Annotated in this window: 21 protein-coding genes; 13 read left to right on the forward strand and 8 right to left on the reverse strand. The window is 58.5% G+C overall.

What is annotated here, in order from left to right; all coding sequences use genetic code 11:
• Positions 1-39 precede the first annotated feature (39 nt).
• Positions 40-360 carry a hypothetical protein gene (locus AUK77_RS08880; protein ID WP_296128445.1) on the forward strand — a complete coding sequence of 107 codons (321 nt, stop codon included), beginning with the start codon at positions 40-42 and terminating at the stop codon, positions 358-360.
• A 141-nt stretch (positions 361-501) separates the two neighbouring features.
• Here the strand turns inward: AUK77_RS08880 and AUK77_RS08885 are convergent, their stop codons facing one another.
• The 3 genes from AUK77_RS08885 to AUK77_RS08895 form a co-directional block, all read right to left on the reverse strand.
• On the reverse strand, positions 502-2,421 hold the full coding sequence (locus AUK77_RS08885; protein ID WP_296128448.1) for a DEAD/DEAH box helicase: 1,920 nt from the start codon (positions 2,419-2,421) through the stop codon (positions 502-504).
• Between the two features lie 116 nt (positions 2,422-2,537).
• Positions 2,538-3,140: a glutathione S-transferase family protein gene (locus AUK77_RS08890; protein WP_296128449.1), complete on the reverse strand. Its 603-nt coding sequence runs from the start codon at positions 3,138-3,140 to the stop codon at positions 2,538-2,540.
• Positions 3,141-3,173: 33 nt separating this feature from the next.
• Positions 3,174-4,331, reverse strand: a complete 1,158-nt coding sequence (locus AUK77_RS08895; RefSeq protein ID WP_296128451.1) for a PLP-dependent aminotransferase family protein — start codon at positions 4,329-4,331, stop codon at positions 3,174-3,176.
• Between the two features lie 111 nt (positions 4,332-4,442).
• On the opposite strand from AUK77_RS08895, the gene AUK77_RS08900 reads away from it, so the two are divergent.
• From AUK77_RS08900 to AUK77_RS08910, 3 genes are all read left to right on the forward strand, one after another.
• Positions 4,443-4,874: a MarR family transcriptional regulator gene (locus tag AUK77_RS08900; RefSeq protein ID WP_296128454.1), complete on the forward strand. Its 432-nt coding sequence runs from the start codon at positions 4,443-4,445 to the stop codon at positions 4,872-4,874.
• 191 nt (positions 4,875-5,065) lie between these two features.
• Positions 5,066-5,677: a LysE family translocator gene (locus AUK77_RS08905; protein ID WP_296128456.1), complete on the forward strand. Its 612-nt coding sequence runs from the start codon at positions 5,066-5,068 to the stop codon at positions 5,675-5,677.
• Entirely contained in the window at positions 5,677-6,873 is a 1,197-nt protein-coding gene (locus AUK77_RS08910; protein ID WP_296128458.1) for a benzoate/H(+) symporter BenE family transporter, read from the forward strand. The genes AUK77_RS08905 and AUK77_RS08910 overlap by 1 nt, the downstream gene beginning before the upstream one ends.
• Before the next feature lie 114 nt (positions 6,874-6,987).
• On the opposite strand, the gene AUK77_RS08915 is transcribed toward AUK77_RS08910, so the two are convergent.
• Both AUK77_RS08915 and AUK77_RS08920 read right to left on the reverse strand, forming a co-directional pair.
• Positions 6,988-8,064 carry a 3-deoxy-7-phosphoheptulonate synthase gene (locus tag AUK77_RS08915; RefSeq protein WP_296128579.1) on the reverse strand — a complete coding sequence of 359 codons (1,077 nt, stop codon included), beginning with the start codon at positions 8,062-8,064 and terminating at the stop codon, positions 6,988-6,990.
• A 150-nt stretch (positions 8,065-8,214) separates the two neighbouring features.
• Entirely contained in the window at positions 8,215-8,634 is a 420-nt protein-coding gene (locus AUK77_RS08920; RefSeq protein WP_296128460.1) for a PilZ domain-containing protein, read from the reverse strand.
• Positions 8,635-8,683: 49 nt separating this feature from the next.
• Here AUK77_RS08920 and AUK77_RS08925 point away from each other — a divergent pair, with 49 nt between their 5' ends.
• From AUK77_RS08925 to cysB, 5 genes are all read left to right on the forward strand, one after another.
• On the forward strand, positions 8,684-9,019 hold the full coding sequence (locus AUK77_RS08925) for a thioredoxin (protein WP_296128463.1): 336 nt from the start codon (positions 8,684-8,686) through the stop codon (positions 9,017-9,019).
• A complete protein-coding gene (locus tag AUK77_RS08930) occupies positions 9,019-9,966 on the forward strand; it encodes a putative 2-dehydropantoate 2-reductase (RefSeq protein WP_296128465.1) in 948 nt (315 codons plus the stop codon). Before AUK77_RS08925 ends, AUK77_RS08930 begins: the two co-directional genes overlap by 1 nt.
• Before the next feature lie 9 nt (positions 9,967-9,975).
• Positions 9,976-10,881 (forward strand): 5'-nucleotidase, encoded by a 906-nt coding sequence (locus AUK77_RS08935; RefSeq protein ID WP_296128468.1) that lies wholly within the window; start codon positions 9,976-9,978, stop codon positions 10,879-10,881.
• Positions 10,882-11,000: 119 nt separating this feature from the next.
• Entirely contained in the window at positions 11,001-11,501 is a 501-nt protein-coding gene (locus AUK77_RS08940) for a universal stress protein (protein WP_296128471.1), read from the forward strand.
• Between the two features lie 110 nt (positions 11,502-11,611).
• Positions 11,612-12,586 carry an HTH-type transcriptional regulator CysB gene (gene cysB, locus AUK77_RS08945; RefSeq protein ID WP_296128474.1) on the forward strand — a complete coding sequence of 325 codons (975 nt, stop codon included), beginning with the start codon at positions 11,612-11,614 and terminating at the stop codon, positions 12,584-12,586.
• A gap of 65 nt (positions 12,587-12,651) precedes the next feature.
• On the opposite strand, the gene AUK77_RS08950 is transcribed toward cysB, so the two are convergent.
• Together AUK77_RS08950 and AUK77_RS08955 are read right to left on the reverse strand one after the other, a co-directional pair.
• Complete coding sequence (locus AUK77_RS08950; protein ID WP_296128478.1) at positions 12,652-13,536, reverse strand: bile acid:sodium symporter family protein; 885 nt, start codon at positions 13,534-13,536, stop codon at positions 12,652-12,654.
• 184 nt (positions 13,537-13,720) lie between these two features.
• Positions 13,721-14,482, reverse strand: coding sequence for an SDR family oxidoreductase (locus AUK77_RS08955; protein ID WP_296128479.1), 762 nt, complete (start codon positions 14,480-14,482; stop codon positions 13,721-13,723).
• Positions 14,483-14,703: 221 nt separating this feature from the next.
• On the opposite strand from AUK77_RS08955, the gene AUK77_RS08960 reads away from it, so the two are divergent.
• Positions 14,704-15,711 carry an NADP-dependent oxidoreductase gene (locus AUK77_RS08960; protein WP_296128481.1) on the forward strand — a complete coding sequence of 336 codons (1,008 nt, stop codon included), beginning with the start codon at positions 14,704-14,706 and terminating at the stop codon, positions 15,709-15,711.
• A gap of 76 nt (positions 15,712-15,787) precedes the next feature.
• On the opposite strand, the gene AUK77_RS08965 is transcribed toward AUK77_RS08960, so the two are convergent.
• The gene (locus tag AUK77_RS08965; RefSeq protein ID WP_296128483.1) at positions 15,788-16,474 is read right to left on the reverse strand and encodes a hypothetical protein; all 687 of its coding nucleotides are present in this window, start codon (positions 16,472-16,474) and stop codon (positions 15,788-15,790) included.
• A 143-nt stretch (positions 16,475-16,617) separates the two neighbouring features.
• Here AUK77_RS08965 and AUK77_RS08970 point away from each other — a divergent pair, with 143 nt between their 5' ends.
• The 3 genes from AUK77_RS08970 to AUK77_RS08980 are packed head-to-tail and all read left to right on the forward strand — an operon-like array spanning position 16,618 to position 19,740.
• The gene (locus AUK77_RS08970; protein ID WP_296128485.1) at positions 16,618-17,874 is read left to right on the forward strand and encodes an ATP-binding protein; all 1,257 of its coding nucleotides are present in this window, start codon (positions 16,618-16,620) and stop codon (positions 17,872-17,874) included.
• Positions 17,871-19,208, forward strand: coding sequence for an HD domain-containing phosphohydrolase (locus tag AUK77_RS08975; protein ID WP_296128488.1), 1,338 nt, complete (start codon positions 17,871-17,873; stop codon positions 19,206-19,208). The genes AUK77_RS08970 and AUK77_RS08975 overlap by 4 nt, the downstream gene beginning before the upstream one ends.
• Positions 19,209-19,212: 4 nt before the next feature.
• Positions 19,213-19,740, forward strand: a complete 528-nt coding sequence (locus AUK77_RS08980; RefSeq protein ID WP_296128490.1) for a response regulator — start codon at positions 19,213-19,215, stop codon at positions 19,738-19,740.
• Positions 19,741-19,753 lie beyond the last annotated feature (13 nt).

Below are 19,753 nucleotides of genomic sequence, written 5' to 3' on the forward strand. Positions count from 1 at the left end.
TGTGTAGAATCCCGCGCCCCAAAATCAGGAGACAACACGTTGGCTATTCATTACTCCGCGACACACGAACAGATTGCTTGTGGGCGCACTGGCTCGAACCTGAGCAGCACCCAAGACCGGGCTCAGGTTTCATGCAAACTCTGCCAGCGCAGCTTGGAAAAGGGCGTTGCAGAACCCGTGCGTAAAACCCCCAGCCTCGCTGAGCTCCGGGCCGCCGCCAAAGCGGCCAAGGCAGCCTTGGTCGCGACTGAAACAGCCAAACCGACCCTCAGCCCACGTGCCGTATGGCAACAACACCTCGAGCAGCTGCCGGGTAAAAATCGCCTGCCGCGCGGCGTTGCACGGCAGGTGTTTATCTAAGCGTTGCTGACACTGACGGGCACACACGCGTGCCCGTTTCAGCTCGATGAGCAATGCTGTTTCAGCCACTGGGCAGACGCAGGCAAATCTTCGGCACGGCGCTATCAACTTGATAAGCAAGGGGTTAAGCCTTGCGTTCGCCTAACGCCCCCGCCTTGCCAACACCCGCGTTGCGCCTTGGGTTTTCTGGCAGTACCAAAACACCCGGCTAACGCCACGGGTCACCGCTACGTAAGCCAGGCGCAGGCTTTCGTCCTGCATGGCTTGGTCGTAGCTGCCGGCGAAGAAGCCCGAATAAGCATACAGCGCATTACGCAGCGGGTGCGGTTCCGGCGGTTGGCAGTCGTCGAGGATGATCGCCACTTCAGCCTGCAAACCTTTGGCGCGGTGGATGGTGCAGGCTTTGACCGGCAGCTTTTTATCCAACTGTGCAGTGATGGCCTGCAACGGTTCGTTGCGCCGACTGAGCAGCAGCACTGCGTTGCGCTCACGGCTGATGTGCTCGGCCGCGTAGGCGCACTGCTGGTTGATGTGCGCGAGCAACTCCGGCAAACGCGCTTTGCTGTCGAAGCGCTGAATCAAGCGCACGCCATGCTCGCCGGGTTGGGTGGTTTTGATCGCCTGGCTGGCTTTTGCTTGCTTGTGCTGCACGCCGCCCAACAACGCTTCGCCGTCGCGGATAATCGGCTCAATCGAGCGGTAGTTGTTGGCCAGAGTCAGAACGGCGCTACTCTTGGCCCGGCCTTTACCCGGAAAGTGCCGGTCGAAATCGATAAACAACTCAGGCGAGCTGCCACGCCAACCGTAGATCGATTGCCAGTCATCACCAATCGCCATCAGGCTGACGCTTGTACCCTGCCCGGCCAGACGACGCTGAACGGCCTGCAACCAGAGGACAATCTGCGGCGAGATGTCTTGAAACTCGTCGATCAACAGGTGACTAAAAGGTGCCAGCTGCTCAACGGGGAACGCCTCTTCGTGGTTGTTCAAACGCGCCGTCAGGTGGGCAAACGCGTCATTGAAGGTGAGCAGCCCCTGAGTTTGCAGATCACGCTCAAAATACGGCCAGAACAACGCCAGCGCCTGGGCAAATGCGCGCACCTGCGCCGACCCAGCCAACGCCTGAGCCTTTAAAGCCGCTGGCGCAATGCCGATGCTCTGGGCAAAACCGGCCTGGTTGTAAAACACCTCGTACAAGGGCGCAGCGTGAAACTCACCCGGCAACTTGTAGGGTTCCAGAGGGGCTTTGGGCACAGGCTTGTCGTCGTTGGGCAAGGGCAGTTGCAACAGCGTATGCACCGCCTGGCGAAAGCCCACTTGTTCGGCATAGCACTGCTGATACGCCTGTTTTAGACAGCGCTGCTGGGCCGGACGCAAACGCCCGCTGCCAAGCGGATTGTCCAGCTCACGCGCGGCCGCTTGTTTATCGCCCAGTTGCTCAAACCAGCCAGGATTGCCCAGCAGCGGCTTAGCCAAGGTGGCCATGGCCGAATGAAAGGTGCGCACACAGTCACGCGCTTGCTCGGCATCGAATGGGTAAGCAAACAGCGGCAAGACTGTGCATAGCTGTTCGCGCAGCTCGGCGCAGGAGGCGTTGGTGAAAGAAATCACCGTGAGCTGTTCTGGCTTGATGCCCAGGTGGCAAAACATAAACACCACCCGCAGCACCAGCGTGGTGGATTTGCCGGAACCGGCCCCGGCAAAAATCCGTGTGAGCGGATGTGGGCTGAGAATCATCGCCCACTGCTCATCTGAAGGGACGCTGAGTAAACCAGCCGTCACGCCCCGCGCCACCTGATCACGCATGGCCTGACAACGCGCGGCATCCACCGCCAGCAACGCCGGTCCGTAAATACCTGGAGTGAGGGCTTTAGCGCTTGTGCGGCGCGCTTTAGCCGCACCAGGCGACTTTTGCCGGGCGACTTTTTTAACTGCGAGCGCAGGCTTTTTCAGCGATGCAGCCGCTTCACGTTCGGCGCGCAGGTAGGCGGTGGTGTGCGGGAAATAACGCGCCAGGGCAGCGGAGATGAGCCGCTTATAGCGCTGAACAGCAGATGGCATCCGCGACCCAGTCAAATAGATAGATCGTTGAATGATAAGTGCTTTTTACAGGGAGCTGGAAACTGAGCGGCGAGAAAGCTCAGAGCCTCTCAACGCTCATTTCACCCGACCGGCTGTCAGTCGAGCATGCCCACATAACGCGGATGGCTGGCAACCCGCGCCAACCAAGCGCCAATGGCTGGGTATGGCGACAGGTCGAAACCACCTTCATCCGCCACATGGCTGTAGGCATACAGCGCGATATCGGCAATCGAAAGCTTGTCGCCCACCAGATAAGGCGTGCGCTGCAACTGCTGCTCCATCACCTTAAATGCCTTGTGCCCACGAACGTGACATTCCTTGTACTCGACAAGACGCTCCTCAGGCATGCCCTGATACAGCTGAATAAAGCGCGCGACCGCCACATAGGGCTCATGGCTGTATTGCTCAAAAAACTGCCATTGCAGCACCTGGGTGCGCAAACGCGGTTCACTCGGCAAATATTCCGTGCCATCGGCCAGGAAGTTAAGGATGGCATTGGACTCCCACAGGCAAGTGCCGTCTTCCAACTCCAGCACCGGGATCTTGCCGTTGGGGTTCTTGGCCAGAAAATCATCGCACTGGGTTTCGCCCTTTAGCACGTCAATCGCCACCCACTCATAAGGCAGCGCCAGCAGGTGCAGCATCAGCTTGACCTTAAAGCAGTTGCCGGAACGGCAGTCGCCGTAGACCTTAAGCATGTTGTCCTCCTCGCCAAACGTTGTGTGGCTGATCTAGTTCGCTTGCGCCTGACGGATCACCTCGGCCAAGCGTTTGAGCCCCTCACCCAGGCGCTCCGGTGCGACATGGCTGAAATTCAGGCGCAGGTGACCAGGATGAGCGTCCGGATCAATAAAGAACGGCTCACCCGGCATAAACGCCACGTTCTGCGCCAGGGCCGGAGCCAGCAGCGTACGGGTGTCCAAAGGCTGCTTGAGGGTCAGCCAGAAGAACAACCCACCCTGAGGAATTTGCCAGTCGGCCAAATCACTGAAGTGTTCTTCCAGCACGGCCTGCATGGCATCACGGCGCAGGCGATAGAAGTCACGCAACTCGGCCAAATGGCCACGGTATTTCTCGCTACCCAACCACTGCAACGCCTGCCATTGGCCAATGCGGTTGGTGTGCAGGTCGGCCGATTGCTTCAAACGCAGCAAGTGCGGGTACAGATCCGGGGTGGCGATCAGGTAGCCGACGCGCAGGCCCGGCAACAGGGTTTTCGACACGGTGCCGGTGTAGATCCAGCTGGCTTTCTGCAGGCGGCTGACAATCGGCGTGGCGCTGCCACCGTCAAACACCAGTTCGCGGTAAGGCTCGTCTTCGATCAGGGTCACGCCGAACTCATCGAGCAAGGCTGCGACGGCATCGCGCTTGGCTTCGCTGTAGCGCACCGCCGAAGGGTTCTGGAAGGTCGGAATCAAATAGGCGAAGGCCGGTTTATGGTTTTCCAGACGCTGACGCAGGGCATCGAGTTGCGGGCCATCGGCCTCCTGCGGCACGGCGATGCAATCGGCCCCAAAAAATTGAAACGCCTGCAGCGCGGCCAAATAGGTGGGCGCTTCGAGCAGCACCTCGGTGCCCGGATCAATGAACAACTTGCTGGTCAAATCGAGGGTTTGCTGCGAGCCGCTGACAATCATCACCTGACTCGCGTCGCAAGGCACGCCCACGGCGCGGGCTTCGGCGGCGATTGCTTCACGCAGGGCAGGCTCGCCTTCACTCATGCCGTATTGGCCCATGCTCGCCGGCATATCGGTCCAGTCGACCTTGGGCAGCATGGGCTCGGCAGGCAGCCCACCGGCAAACGACATGACTTCCGGACGCTGCGCCGCAGCCAGGATTTCACGGATAAGGGAGCTTTTAAGGCGGGCAACACGTGCAGAAAAGGCCATGGATCTCACCGGTAGCATGGGCAAATAAAAATAGGTCAAACTGTTTGACCGAAATGGGTATGTCCGGAAACTACGACGACCCACCCAGATACGTCAATAGGCTTGACCTTAATGTTGGATCTCAAGAGCACATCTTCACAACAGATTGCCATGGAAGCGTTCTTCTTTGGCTATCAGGCGTTCACCGCCAAAGCCGATGAAATCCTGGCGCGCCGGGGCCTGTCGCGGGTGCATCACCGCATTTTGTTTTTTATCGCCAAGTACCCGGGCCTTAGCATGAAAGAGTTGCTCGCTTACCTGGGCGTGAGCAAACAGGCGCTCAACACTCCGCTGCGCCAGTTGCAGGAAATGCACTTGGTGCAAAGCCTGACCGCCGAAGACGACAAACGTAAACGCCTGCTCGGCTTTACCGCCGAAGGGGCCAAGCTGGAACAAGCGCTGCGCCGCGAGCAGGCCAAACTGCTGCAACGCGCCTTCGCTGAAGTGGATGACGCTGCCGTGCAAGGCTGGCTAAAGGTCAACCAAGCGCTGGCGGGGCGCTAGCCCCGTGCCTAGGTAACCCGGATGCAATCCGGGAGCAAGGGGTCGGGTTACATCCGGGCTCCCCATTCAACTGTACCGGCCTTTTACCTAAACACTTTTTAACTGTTACGCCCAATGCCCGCCCTGCTGTACCGCGACGCACTGCCCTGTGCACCTTAGGCTGAACAGCACTGCCAATGAGTGCCGCTGCCATGACCGCCGACCTGTTGCTCGCCTTTATCGCTTTTGCCTTTGTCACCTCCGTGACGCCGGGGCCGAACAATATGATGTTGCTCGCCAGCGGGGTTAACTTCGGCCTGCGCCGCAGCCTGCCGCACATGTTTGGTATCAGCCTGGGCTTTATGCTGCTGGTGGCGTCGGTCGGCCTTGGCCTGGGCCAGATGTTTGAACAAGTGCCGATGCTCTACAACGTTTTGCGCTACGCAGGCGCGGCCTACCTGCTGTACCTGGCCTGGAAAATCGCCAACGCCGGCGCACCGGACAGCCAAGGCGATGCCAGCGCCAAACCGTTCAGTTTTCTCCAGGCGGCGGCCTTTCAGTGGGTCAATCCAAAGGCTTGGATCATGGCCATCGGTGCTATCACCACCTACACGCCGCAAGATAATTTTGTGGTCAATGTGCTGCTGATTGCCGCGCTGTTCGCCCTGGTCAACTGCCCCAGCGTCGGCCTCTGGACGGTAGCTGGCAGCTTGCTGCGCAACTGGTTGAGCAACGTGCGCGCCTTGCGCATTTTCAATATCGGCATGGCCCTGCTGCTGGTAGCCTCGCTGTACCCCATTTTCGCTGACAGCGGATTGCTCTGATGCACGACCTGCCACACACCCGCTTGCGGCCACTGGCTGACACTTCAACCTCGGCGGTGGTCGCCGGTTTTATCGCCATGCTGACCGGCTATACCAGCTCCTTGGTGCTGATGTTTCAGGCAGGCCAGGCGGCGGGCCTGACTAACGGACAGATTTCCTCGTGGATATGGGCGCTGTCGATTGGCATGGCGATTTGCTGCATCGGCCTGTCGCTGCGCTACCGCGCGCCGATCATGATTGCCTGGTCCACGCCCGGTGCGGCGCTGCTGATTACCAGCCTGCCCGGTGTGTCTTACAGCGAAGCGATTGGGGCTTACATCCTCGCCTCCGGGCTGATTGTGCTGATTGGCCTGACTGGCAGCTTTGACCGCCTGATGCGGCGCATCCCCGCCTCCATCGCCGCCGCCCTGCTCGCCGGCGTGCTATTCAAGATCGGCCTGGAGATTTGTGTGGCTGCCGAACAACAGCCGCTGCTGGTGGTGGTCATGCTGCTCGCTTACCTGCTTGGAAAACGTCTGCTGCCACGCTATGCGGTACTCGCTGCGCTGATCGTCGGCAGCGTACTGGCCGGAATGTTTGGCCTGCTCAACTTTGATCAGTTCGAGTTGCAGATGGCTGTGCCGGAATGGACGACGCCAAGCTTCTCCGTGGCAGCGGCCGTCAGTATTGGCATTCCGCTATTTATCGTCGCCATGGCCTCGCAGAACCTGCCCGGCATGGCTGTGCTGCGCGCCAACGGCTATGACGTGCCGGCCAGCCCCCTGCTGACCACCACCGGCATAACATCAATGCTGCTTGCACCCTTCGGCAGCCATGGCATCCATATGGCGGCCATCAGCGCGGCGATCTGCGCCGGCCCGGAAGCCCACGAAGACCCGAAAAAACGCTACACCGCCGCTATCTGGTGCGGTGTGTTCTACGGCATCGCCGGCATCTTCGGCGCGACCTTGGCCGCGCTGTTTGCCGCGTTGCCGAAAGCGCTGATCTTATCCATCGCGGCTCTCGCCCTATTCGCCTCGATCATCGGCGGCCTGACGCAAGCCATGAGCGAGCCGAAAGAACGCGAAGCGGCGCTGATCACCTTTCTCGTCACCGCTTCAGGCATGACCCTTTTCTCGGTGGGCTCGGCGTTCTGGGGAATTGTTGCGGGGCTGCTGACTCTGGCGATTCTTAATTGGGGCAAGCGGGAGGTTTGAGTGATGGACAGTGCTGTGTTTGAAGCCCCTCCCACACAGCGTCCCTTTCAATCGCTCAATAAAAAACGGGCTTATGCATCACGCATAAGCCCGTTCTTATTGCAGCCGCTGAACTTAGCCGCGCTGACGCTTAGGCAGCACATCCTTAAGCTTGGCGTGCATACCGCGCAGGGTTTTCTCGGTGGTGTCCCAATCGATGCAGGCATCGGTGATCGACACACCGTATTTGAGCTGCGCCAGGTCTTTAGGGATCGACTGGGCGCCCCAACCCAAATGACTTTCCACCATCAGACCGACGATGGACTGGTTGCCTTCGAGAATCTGGTTGGCGACGTTGTCCATCACCAGCGGCTGCAGGGCTGGATCCTTGTTGGAGTTGGCGTGGCTGCAGTCGACCATGATGTTCGGGCGAATGCCGGCCTTGGTCAGCTCCTGCTCGCACACAGCGACGCTGACCGAGTCGTAGTTCGGCTTGCCGTTACCACCGCGCAGCACCACGTGACCGTAGGCGTTGCCTTTGGTGGTGACGATGGACACACCACCTTCCTGGTTGATGCCGAGGAAACGGTGCGGGCTGGAGACCGATTGCAGGGCGTTGATCGCCACAGTCAGGCCGCCGTCGGTGCCATTCTTGAAACCAACAGACGAAGACAGACCCGAGGCCATTTCGCGGTGGGTTTGCGATTCGGTGGTGCGCGCGCCGATGGCCGACCAGCTGATCAAGTCCTGCAGGTACTGCGGGGAGATCGGGTCGAGGGCTTCGGTAGCAGTCGGCAGGCCAATTTCGGCCAAATCGCGCAGCAACTGACGACCGATATGCAGGCCATCCTGGATCTTGAACGAGTCGTCCATGAACGGGTCGTTGATCAAGCCCTTCCAGCCCACGGTGGTACGCGGCTTCTCGAAATACACCCGCATGACCAGATACAGGCTATCGGATAGCTCAGCAGCCAGCGCTTTGAGGCGCGCGGCATACTCATGAGCGGCCTTGATATCATGGATCGAGCACGGCCCGACCACCACGAAGAGGCGATGATCCTTGCCATCAAGGATATTGCGGATCACCTCACGACCACTGGCAACCGTACGCAGTGCAGCATCGGTCAGCGGAATTTCACGCTTGAGCTGTGCGGGGGTGATCAGGGTCTCGTTGGAGGCAACGTTCAGGTCATCAATCGGTAAATCAGCCATCGTGCTATTCATCAGTCAGAGTCATCAGGTCACGGGTGCCGGCCGCCAGCGATCCCCGTGTGGCGGAGCACAGCAATATGAGCACAGCGGGGAAGCTGAACCTTAGCGCGTAAAGGCCCGCCTCGACAATGGTTTAGCCACGAGGCGAGGCTAATTCAGGCTGGCGCGCGAGAACTCGGCAGCATGTTGGGTTATCCACTCTTGCGCCACGGTTTCGATGGGCAGGCTGCAGCCCAATACCCGTTCACGCTGCTGGCGGTAATGCTCGATCTGGCAGACCTGCTCGACCATGCGCGCGCGAAACAGGGTGTCTTCATCGACAAAGGCAATCCCTACCAGGTAATCGCCCTCCTGCTTGCGGCACCAAGCCACCAGGCCGGGATAGCGGGCTTGCTCGCCAAACAACGGAATGCGCAGTTCAACCGCCGTACCGCGCCTGAACGCGCGACTGGAGTTGCATGCAACACCACCGAGGCTGATATTGTTGAGCCGCTGCTTAGGCACGAATGCCTGTTTGCGCAACACCAATTCAACCGGCATATCACTGGGATGACGTAAAAAGTGACGCATCTATGACCACCTCGGATGCCATCAATTTGATACCACATGGGTCAGTATAGTGACCGAACTCGAACTGACCGATTTTGACGCAGATCGCCAACTACTGGACCTGCCGGGTACTTCACTGCTGGTTTTTACCAGCATAGGTTGTGCCAGTTGTCGCTGGGCACGCCGCGAGCTGCCTAAACTGCACCTTCCCGTTGAACGCCTGGTGTGGATTGATGCCGCCAATAACGCAGGTTTAGTGACGCGATACGAGGTATTCCATTTACCGGCGCTGTTTGTCGTCGCCGATGGTCAATTTTACGGCGCTGTGCAGAGCCGTCTGCGCAGCACTGAACTAATTCCGGCGCTGGACACCGCTCTGTCGCGCCCCGCAGAGGATTTACCCTGATGAACACAGCTCCCCGCATCGGCATTATCGGCTCCGGCGCAATTGGCGGCTTTTATGGCTTGATGCTCGCCCGCGCCGGTTTCGATGTGCACTTTCTGCTGCGCAGCGAATTTACGGCCGTGGCCAGCCAAGGCCTGCGGGTCAACAGTGCGGTGCACGGCGAACTGCACCTGCAACCGGTCCAGGCCTACCAATCGGTCACTGACATGCCGCTCTGCGACTGGCTGCTGGTGGGTGCAAAAACCACCAGTAACGCTGAACTCGCGCCACTGATCATTCAGGCGGCGGCACCCGGTGCCAAGGTGGTGCTGATGCAAAACGGGCTGGCGGTGGAAGACGAACTGCGTCCTTTATTGCCGGATTCGCTGCACCTGCTGGGCGGCCTTTGCTACATCTGCGCGCACCGCAGCGCGCCCGGCGTGGTTGAGCATCAGTCACTGGGCAACGTTAACCTGGGCTATCACTCAGGCCCGGCCGCTGATGCCGAGAGCCGCCAGCAACTCCTTGAGCAAGGCTGCGATCTGTTTAAAACCGCCGGGCTTGATTCCATCGCCATGGCCGAACTGAACCAAGCGCGCTGGCAGAAGCTGGTGTGGAACGTGCCGTATAACGGCCTGGCCGTGTTGCTCGGCAGCGCCACTACAGCGCTGATGGGCCACAGCGAAAGCCGCGCGTTGATTCAGGCCATCATGCAAGAAGTGGTAGAGGCCGCCCGCGCCTGTGGTTACCCGTTACCGGAAGGCTTTGCTGGGAAACTGCTGGCTGCGACCGACCGCATGCCCGATTACCTGCCGAGCATGTACCACGACTTTATGCTTAAGCGCCCGATGGAGTTGCACGCCATCTACGCCGCGCCGCTGGCCGCTGCGGCCAACGCCGGTTGCGCCATGCCACGCACGCAAATGCTCTATCAAACCCTATGTTTTCTTGAACAGCGCGCACGCTAGGACAGCACCATGAGCAAGGGATTAGGCGACAAACTGGTACTGGCGATTTCCTCAAGCGCGCTGTTTGACCTGCGCGACAGCCATCAAATCTACGAAACACAAGGAGTTGAGGCGTATCGTCAATACCAGATTGAGCATGAGGACGAGATCCTCGCCCCCGGTGACGCCTTTCCTCTGGTGGAAAAACTGCTGGCGTTGAACAGCACGCTGCAGCAACAACGCGTCGAAGTCATTCTGGTGTCGCGAAACAGTGCCGATACCGGCCTGCGTGCCTTCAACTCGATCCAGCATTACGGCTTAGGCATCTCCCGCGCCGCGTTTGTCGGCGGTCGCAGCCCTGATCCTTATTTGGCGGCCTTTGGTTGCCATCTGTTTCTTTCCACCCACGCTGAAGATGTGCGCAGCGCGCTGGCCGCCGGTTTTGGCGCCGCGACCATCTTGTCTGGTGGCGCACGCCGGGCAGCAAGCAACGAACTGCGCATCGCCTTCGACGGTGACGCCGTGCTGTTTTCCGATGAATCCGAACGGGTTTATCAGCAGGCAGGGCTGGAAGCCTTCCAAAGCCATGAGCGCCAGTCGGCCCGTGAACTGCTCGGTGGCGGGCCGTTCAAACCCTTCCTCGCCGCCCTGCACCGCCTGCAACAGGAGTTCCCCGAGGAGCAGTGCCCGATTCGCACCGCGCTGGTCACCGCCCGCTCGGCACCCGCCCATGAAAGAGTGATTCGCACACTGCGCAAGTGGAATATCCGCCTGGATGAATCGTTCTTCCTCGGTGGCCTGGAGAAAGCCGCGATTCTGGAAACCTTCGGTGCCGATGTGTTTTTCGACGATCAGGCCGGTCACTGCGAAAAGGCCCGCGAAGTGGTCGCCACCGGGCATGTGCCGCATGGCATCAGCAACGAATTAAAGCGCTGACAGTCGCCTCTATTCAGCCCACCTATGAGCCATGATCCTAAAAGAACGGCTTTTTTGCTTTATCGGTGACGCTGCTAAGCTGATATGAGGCCCGCCAGTCAGGCAGTCAAGGAGGCCTCATGATTCGCTCGATACTCTATGCCACTGATCTTGGCCTTTACGCCCCTTATATTCTGCAACACGCCCTCGCGCTGACCCGCTCGTTCAATGCAAACCTGTATGTGGTGCATGCCGTTGAACCCATGGGCCTGTTTGCCGAGTCGGTGTTGCAAACCTACCTGGATGAAGAACGACTCAAGGACCTGCGCAAAAACGGCCTGAGTACCGTCATGGCCAGTATCGAACAACGGGTTTTAGAAGGTTTTCGCGACGAGATTGGTGATGCTCAGCAGGATCTGGACCTGATCAAGGCCGTGCGCGTGGTTCAGGGCGACCCGCCCTTGGTGATTCTGGATGAAGCGCAGCAACTTGGTGTGGATCTGCTGGTCTTAGGCAGTCACAGCCATGGCACAGACATGGACATTCCGCTGGGGCGTACCGCCTCCCGCTTGGTGCAATTGTCCGAAGTACCGGTGTATTTGGTGCCGATGCTGCAACACCGCAGCCGTGGCGAGTTTTAAGACGAGGCTGCGTTTTTTAGTTTTTGGTCTAGATTTAATGCTTCAATCGTCAATATGGTTATATAAAACGCCGGTGACCTAAACGGCTGACTTTTGTTTGAGGGATTTTTATGAAGCTGCAACAACTGCGCTACATCTGGGAAGTCGCGCACCATGACCTCAACGTTTCGGCCACGGCGCAAAGCCTCTACACCTCACAGCCGGGCATCAGCAAACAAATTCGCCTGCTTGAAGATGAACTGGGGGTTGAAGTCTTCGCCCGCAGTGGCAAGCACCTGACCCGCATCACCCCAGCGGGTGAGCGCATCATCAACACCGCCGGTGAAATCCTGCGCAAGGTTGAAAGCATCAAACAGATTGCCCAAGAATTCTCCAACGAGAAGAAAGGCACCCTGACCATCGCCACCACCCACACCCAGGCACGTTATGCCCTGCCGCCGGTGATCAGCGCCTTTATCAAGCAATACCCCGATGTATCCCTGCACATGCACCAAGGCACGCCCATGCAGATCGCCGAGATGGCGGCCGATGGCACGGTGGATTTTGCCATCGCCACTGAGGGGCTTGAGCTGTTCAATGACCTGATCATGATGCCCTGCTACCGCTGGAACCGCTGCGTAGTCGTGCCCCAGGGTCATCCGCTGACCAAACTGCCCAAGCTCACCCTGGAGGCCTTGGCCGAATACTCCATCGTGACCTATGTATTCGGCTTTACCGGTCGCTCCAAACTGGACGAAGCCTTCAGCCATCGCGGCCTGACGCCCAAGGTGGTGTTCACCGCCGCCGACGCCGACGTGATCAAAACCTATGTGCGCTTGGGCTTGGGCGTGGGCATAGTGGCCAAAATGGCGGTGGACGCCAAACTCGACCCTGATCTGGTGGTGCTGGATGCCAGCGAGTTATTTGAGTCCAGCGTGACCAAAATCGGCTTTCGCCGTGGCACCTTCATGCGCGGCTTTATGTGCGACTTTATCGAGAAATTCGCCCCTCACCTGACTCGCGACATGATGGCCAAAGCCGTGCAATGCCACAGCAAAACCGAGCTGGAAGAGTTATTCGCCAACGTTGAACTGCCGGTGCACTGACGCATGGCGTAAGGCAAAAAGCCGGTCTTTTCAGACCGGTTTTTTATTGCTGCGAAAAACTAAAACTACTCTTCGCGCCGCAGTTCCTTGCCGTGGGCAAAGTTCACCCACCAGCCAAACGCCGCCGCAGTAAAGAACATGATGATGCTGTAAATCGCTGCCGGAATGGACATGGTGGCGTTGTTCAGCAGCATGGGGCTCAGTGCCAGGGCGATGGCCAGAGTACCGTTATGGATGCCGATCTCCATGCCGATGGCAATCGACTGGCGCAGGCTCAATTTGCACAAACGCGGTACCCAATAGCCCACTGCCAGGCTGATCAGGTTAAACGCCAGCGCAGCACCGCCGACCAACGGGGCGTAATCGACAAAGGTTTGCCAGTCTTTGACCACCGCCAGGATGATGATCACCAGCAAGAACAGCGCCGAGATGATCTTCACCGGCTTTTCCATACGCAGGGCAAAACCGGGGAAACGGCTGCGGATCCAAAGCCCAATGGCCACCGGGCCCAGGACGATGATGAACACCTGCACCACCTTGGTGAACTGCAGGGGCAGCGCTTGATCACCCTCCATGAAATAGGCCAGCGACAGGTTGACGATCAGCGGCATGGTCAGCACCGCAATCACCGAGTTCACCGCAGTCAGGGTGATGTTTAGCGCGACGTCGCCATGGGCTAGGTGGCTGTATAAGTTCGCCGTGGTGCCGCCCGGAGAAGCCGCCAGCAGCATCAACCCCACCGCCAATGCCGGGGCCAGGCCAAACGCTTTGGCCAGGAAGAAACACACCAGCGGTAACAGCAGCAACTGGCAGCCCAAGCCGATCAGCACCGGCTTGGGGAATTTAGCCACCCGGGTGAAATCCGCCAGAGTCAGTGATAAACCCAAGCCGAGCATGATGATGCCCAGTGCCATGGGCAGAAAAAGGGTCAGTAAAGGATCAGCAGTCATTGATTTACTCCGGGGTCGGGACGGCGCAGCAATTCTGGCGATAGCACATCGCCATTCGCAGTGACTTTAGCGGCCAATTACCCGACCCGGGAGCTTGATATGTAAAAAGGTGCCACAAGGGCACCTTTTATTTGGCGGGCCGCTCTGGCCGCCAGTCTGCGAACTGTCGCCCTGCGACGGCCAATCAGATCGCCGTAGCACCGCCATCAACAGCCAGGGAGTGCCCGGTGGTGAATCCTGCGTTGTCGCAGCACAGGTACAGAACCGCGCTGGCGACTTCTTCCACCTTGCCGATACGACCGACCGGGTGCATGGCGGCGGCGAATTCGCCCTTCTTCGGATCAGCTTCATACGCGCGGCGGAACATATCGGTGTCGATCACCGCCGGACACACCGCGTTCACCCGCACCTTCTTCCTCGCGTATTCAACCGCAGCGGACTTGGTCAGGCCGATTACCGCGTGTTTGGACGCGCTGTAAATACTCATTTTCGGCGCAGCGCCAAGGCCAGCTACCGAGGCGGTGTTGACGATGGCACCGCCGCCCTGCGCCAGCATCAGCGGAATCTGGTGCTTCATGCACAGCCACACGCCTTTGACGTTGACGCCCATGATGGCGTCGAACTCAGCCTCGCTGCCTTCCGCCAGCTTGTTCTTCTCGATTTCGATGCCGGCATTGTTGAAGGCGTAGTCCAGGCGACCAAAGGCGCTGAGGGTACGTTCCATCAACACCTTGACCTCGGCGTCACGAGTCACGTCGCAGCGTACAAACAAGGCTTCGCCACCGGCATCACGAATCATCGCGGCGGTGGCTTCACCCCCGGCTAGATCCACATCCGAGACGACCACCTGCAAGCCGGCATTGGCGAACGCCAGGGCCGTCGCACGACCAATGCCTGCAGCACCACCGGTAACCAAGGCAACTCGACCGGAAAAGCTAAAGCTCATCTGCGTACCCTCAACATAAATAAGATCAGCTGATTTTAGTCAGCCACTTGGCAAGGCGGCAGCACTATCAAACTCAGAGTGAAGTCTTCATCCATATCAGTGATTAAACCTAAAAGCTGCCATAAGCCTGATGGATTAGACTGCATTCGTATTGAGAGCAATTCTTGCCTGCTGCGCACGGGCAGGCTATCAACGATCTTTCACTAAAAAGAGTGCTCGCTATGACCGCCCTGCTCAACCGTCAATTTCTGCTGGCCCAGCGCCCCGTAGGCCTGCCCAGCCGCGATACTTTCAGTTTTGTTGAAACCCAAGTGGGCGAACCTGCCGCTGGCCAGATTCTGGTGAAAAACGCCTACCTGTCGCTGGACCCGGCCATGCGCGGCTGGATGAACGATGCCAAGTCCTACATCCCGCCAGTCGGTTTGGGTGAAGTGATGCGCGCGCTGGGTGTGGGTGAAGTCATCGCCTCGCAGCACCCGGATTTTGCCGTGGGAGACTTCGTCAACGGTGCGTTGGGCGTGCAGGACTACTTTCTCGGCGAGCCGCGCGGCTTCTACAAAGTCGATCCGAAACGCGCCCCGCTGCCGCTTTACCTCTCCGCGCTGGGCATGACCGGAATGACCGCCTACTTCGCCCTGCTCGATGTCGGCGCACCGAAAGCCGGCGAAACCGTGGTGATTTCCGGTGCAGCCGGCGCTGTGGGCAGCGTGGCCGGGCAGATTGCCAAGCTCAAGGGCTGCCGCGTGGTCGGCATTGCCGGTGGCGCAGACAAGTGCAAGTTCCTGATTGATGAGCTGGGCTTCGACGGTGCCATCGACTACAAGAACGAAGACGTGATCGCCGGCCTTAAACGTGAATGCCCGAAAGGTGTGGACGTGTATTTCGATAACGTTGGTGGTGACATCCTTGATGCCGTCCTCACCCGCCTGGCCTTTAAAGCGCGGGTGGTGATTTGCGGGGCGATCAGCCAGTACAACAACAAGCAGGCGATCAAGGGCCCGGCCAACTACCTCAACCTGCTGGTCAACAGCGCGCGCATGGAAGGCATGGTGGTCATGACTTACGCCCCGCGCTTCGCCGAAGCAGCAGCGGAGATGGGCGGCTGGCTGGCCAGCGGCCAGTTGAAGTCCAAGGAAGACATCGTCAGCGGCCTGACCACCTTCCCGGAAACCCTGCTGAAACTGTTCAGCGGTGAGAACTTCGGCAAGTTGGTGCTGAAAGTCGAGTAATGCCCTGTGCTGGCCATGCAGCCTGCCAACCGCAGTAGGCTGCATGGCACTTTAAGCAGGTGCGAAGGCCACCTGCTCACTCCAGATAGGCGTCGTAATACGGCAGAAAATTTTCTTCAAGTGCTGCAAACAAATCCTGCGTTTGCGCCGCCAGCATATCGAGCACGATCACCCCGTTCACGCCGTGATCACTGTCACTCAGTGAACGCAGGCGATTGGCCATGCCCAGATTCACCTGGCGCAAATGGCCATAGAGTTCGGGCAACTCGCTGAGCATAAAGTCCGTACTCAACCCACGGTTGGCCCGCAACACCTGCCCAATCAGATACGCCCCCACCAGACGAAACAGTGTTTCGTCGGCCTCACTAAACGGCTGATGCACAAACGCCAACGGCAAAAACGGTCGCGTGCGCGGACAGCCACAGGTGGCCCCGATAAAGCCGATCAACGACCCCAACACCCGCTGCAAGGTGCTGCGCTGTTCAATCACTCGACCACGCCAATGGATGGTCACCTTTAATTCGTCATACGAATGGTGCTGCGCCAGCGGGGCGAGAATGCGCGCCAGCTCACTGGCAAAGGGACACCAGGTCTCCTCACTGGGTTTAAGGGGGCAATTGCGGCACTGCTTGTAGTCCAAGCGCGCCCAGGCAGGCGGTTCCTCGGTCGTCGGTTGAGGGTCTAAGCTCAGCTCAAACAGGCAACTGGCGGGCTGTCCAGCATCGAACTGCAACAGGTAGCTGACTTGCAGGGGCTCGTGCATACACACCTCGACTACCGACACAGAGAATGCGACGACTGGATGGCGTCAAAATGCCATCATTTAATTTTTAGGGCTAAGATAACCATAGACACGAATCGCCAGATAGGCTGCTTACTCAGCCTTCGCCATGCGAGGTACCTGTCATGTATGACTCAACCTACACCCAAGCGGCCGTAGAACAGATCGCCGCCGGCTTCTTCGTACTTGATCAGGACACCCACATCCTGTCCTGCAACCGCTTTATCGTTGAGCACAGCGGTCGCAGCGAAGCCAGCCTGCTGGGCTTGACGCTGCACGAAGCCTTCCCCGAGATCGACAATCCCAATTGGCGCGCCATGCTGGAGAAAGTCTGGACCTCCGGCAATGCACTGCAGACCGTCTGGCAAGATCAGCCCTACCTGATCCTGCTCGACCGCAAGCGCGGCATTCCCATGCTGCAAGCTTCTCTGCTTTACCGCTTTGAGCATGAGGGCCAACACCTGTTCGGCCTGGCGATCTTCGATAACAGTCGGGCCGCGAAGAACAATCCGGTGCTGGAAGAAGCGCTACTTGCGCTAAAAAATAAACACATTGAGCTAAACGCCCTGAGCGAACAGCTAAAAATGGCCAACCGGCAATTGCTGCAGTCGGAAAAAATGGCCGCTATTGGTCAACTGGCCGCCGGTGTCGCGCATGAAATCAACAACCCGGTGGGTTTTGTCGCCTCCAATCTGAAGACCTTGGTCGGCTATGTGCGGCAATTGCTGGAGTTGGTTGACCAAATGAACGAATGGGGCGGCACCGAGTTGCAGCAGTTGAAACAACGCTACGACTACGACTTTATTCGCGAGGACATTAACGGCTTGCTGGCGGAGTCTGCCGAGGGGGTCGACCGGGTCAGGAAAATCATCGGTGCGCTGCGTGATTTCTCGCACACCAGCGACGAAACATTTGGCCAGGCCGACCTGCACGAGGGTATTGAAAGCACCCTGAAAGTGGTCAACAACGAAATCAAGTACAAAGCCGACGTGGTCCGCGAGTTTGGCCAATTACCGCTAGTCGAATGCATCGCTGCACAAATCAACCAGGTGGTGATGAACCTGCTGGTCAATGCCGCCCATGCCATTGAGGAATTTGGCCGCATCGTGATCCGCACGGGCGTGGAAGGCGACCAGGCCTTTATCGAGATCGAAGACAGCGGCTGCGGCATCCCCGCTGAGTTACAACAGCAGATCTTCGACCCCTTCTTCACCACCAAACCCGTGGGCAAAGGCACTGGGCTGGGTTTGGCACTATCATTCAACATAATCGAAAAACATAACGGACATATCAGCCTGCGCAGTGAACCCGGTAAGGGCAGTTGTTTTCGCATCAACCTGCCGTTACTCCAACCGCACGCCCGGACAAGGAGTTCGCCATGAGCACTGAAACGATTCCCGCGCCCTGCGTTCTGCTGGTGGATGACGAGGAAAGCATCCTCAACAGCCTGCGCCGCCTGCTGCGTGGCCAGCCCTACCAACTGCTCATCGCCACCAGCGGTGCTCAGGCCCTTGAACTCTTTGAGCAGCACAAAGTGGATCTGGTGCTGTCGGATGCACGCATGCCCGGCATGGACGGTGCCACGCTGCTGGCTGAGGTGCACAAGCGCGACCCGCAGTGCATGAACCTGCTGCTGACCGGTTATGCCGACATCGCCACCATCACCGCCGCAATCAACGAGGGGCGCATTTACCGCTACCTGAGCAAGCCCTGGGATGACGAAGAATTACTGCACGCCCTGCGCCAAGCCTTGACACATCAGCATACCGAGCGTGAACGTAAACGCTTGCTGCTGCTCAGCCGCAAGCAGAACGACGAACTGCGTCAGCTCAATGCCACCTTGGAGCAACGCGTGCAGTCACGCACCTCAGAGTTACAGCAAACCGCCGACATGCTTGACCTGGCCTACGACGAACTGCGCCGCAGCTATGTCACCAGTACCGAAGTATTTTCGCTGCTGGTCAACCAGCGGTTACCGCGTGATAAACAAACCAATCAACAGGTCATTGCGATCGTGCGTGCTCTGACCAAACATATCGGTCTCAGCGAAGGCGACAGCCACAATCTCAACATGGCTGCCGCGCTCTACAACATCGGCAAACTCAGCTGGCCGGATGCGCTGATTACAGCCCCTGCCGATTTGCTCTACAGCAAACACCGCGACACCTACCGCAGCTATCCAACGCAGAGTGAAACCCTGCTGATGTCGCTGGAACCCTTGCAGGACTGCGCTCGACTGATCCGCCATCACCAGGAGCGCTGGGATGGCGGCGGATTCCCTGATCGCCTCAAGGCAGATGCCATTCCATTCGGTGCCCGTTTACTTAAACTGGCGGTGGACTTTGTCGAGCTGCAATGCGGACTGGTTTTGGAACGGAAAATGAACCGTGACGAAGCGCTGCTGTATATCCAGAAATACGGCGACAAGCTGTATGACCCCGACCTGATCGAAGACTTCTGCCTGGTTTGCTCACAGCAGATGCCCGACATCACCGTTACTCAAACCGATGTTCGCGCTCTGGAAACCCGACGCTTGGAGCCGGGCATGGTCTTGGCTCGCAACCTACACGCCAATAACGGCATGTTGCTGCTCAATGAAGGCAAGGTTCTGACACGACCACTGATTGATAAGCTGGTCGCATTTGAGGCCATTGAAAGCGCTCATTACACCTTGATAGTTCGCTTGCCGGAAAAACAACCCGCGCTAACGGAGTAGGCCCATGATTCGTATACAAGTGGTCGACGACGAACCCGCCATCCTTAATGCGCTGCAGCGACTGTTGCGCAAAGAAGACTGGGAAATAGACACCTTCAGCGATCCGCAGGAGGCCCTGCAGGCTCTAACTGGAGCGCCCTATAACCTGATTCTGAGTGACCTGCATATGCCGCAATTGGACGGCGTCACTTACTTGCAGTTCGCCCGCCAGCGGCAACCGGATGCCATGCGCCTGCTGTTCAGCGGTCACGGCGATCGCGATAGCTTGGTGCAGGCTATCAACAATGCCCAGGTACAACGCTTTATCAGCAAGCCCTGGGACGATTACGAGTTAGTGGAAACACTGCGTAACGCACTGCACGTGCAACAACTGCAAGCCGAGCAACACCGTTTACTGGCGCAGATACAGCACCAGCAAAAGCAGATATCCAGCCATCGCCACACGTTGCAGGAAATGCAGCGCCTTCACCCGCAACTGCTGCAACTCAAGTTCGCTGAAGACGGCAGTGTTTTACTCGACGAGGAACCTTGAGCAGCAGTGGCAG

The sequence above is a fragment of the Pseudomonas sp. Ga0074129 genome, from assembly GCA_001465025.1.
In the GTDB taxonomy this organism is placed as follows: domain Bacteria; phylum Pseudomonadota; class Gammaproteobacteria; order Pseudomonadales; family Pseudomonadaceae; genus Aquipseudomonas.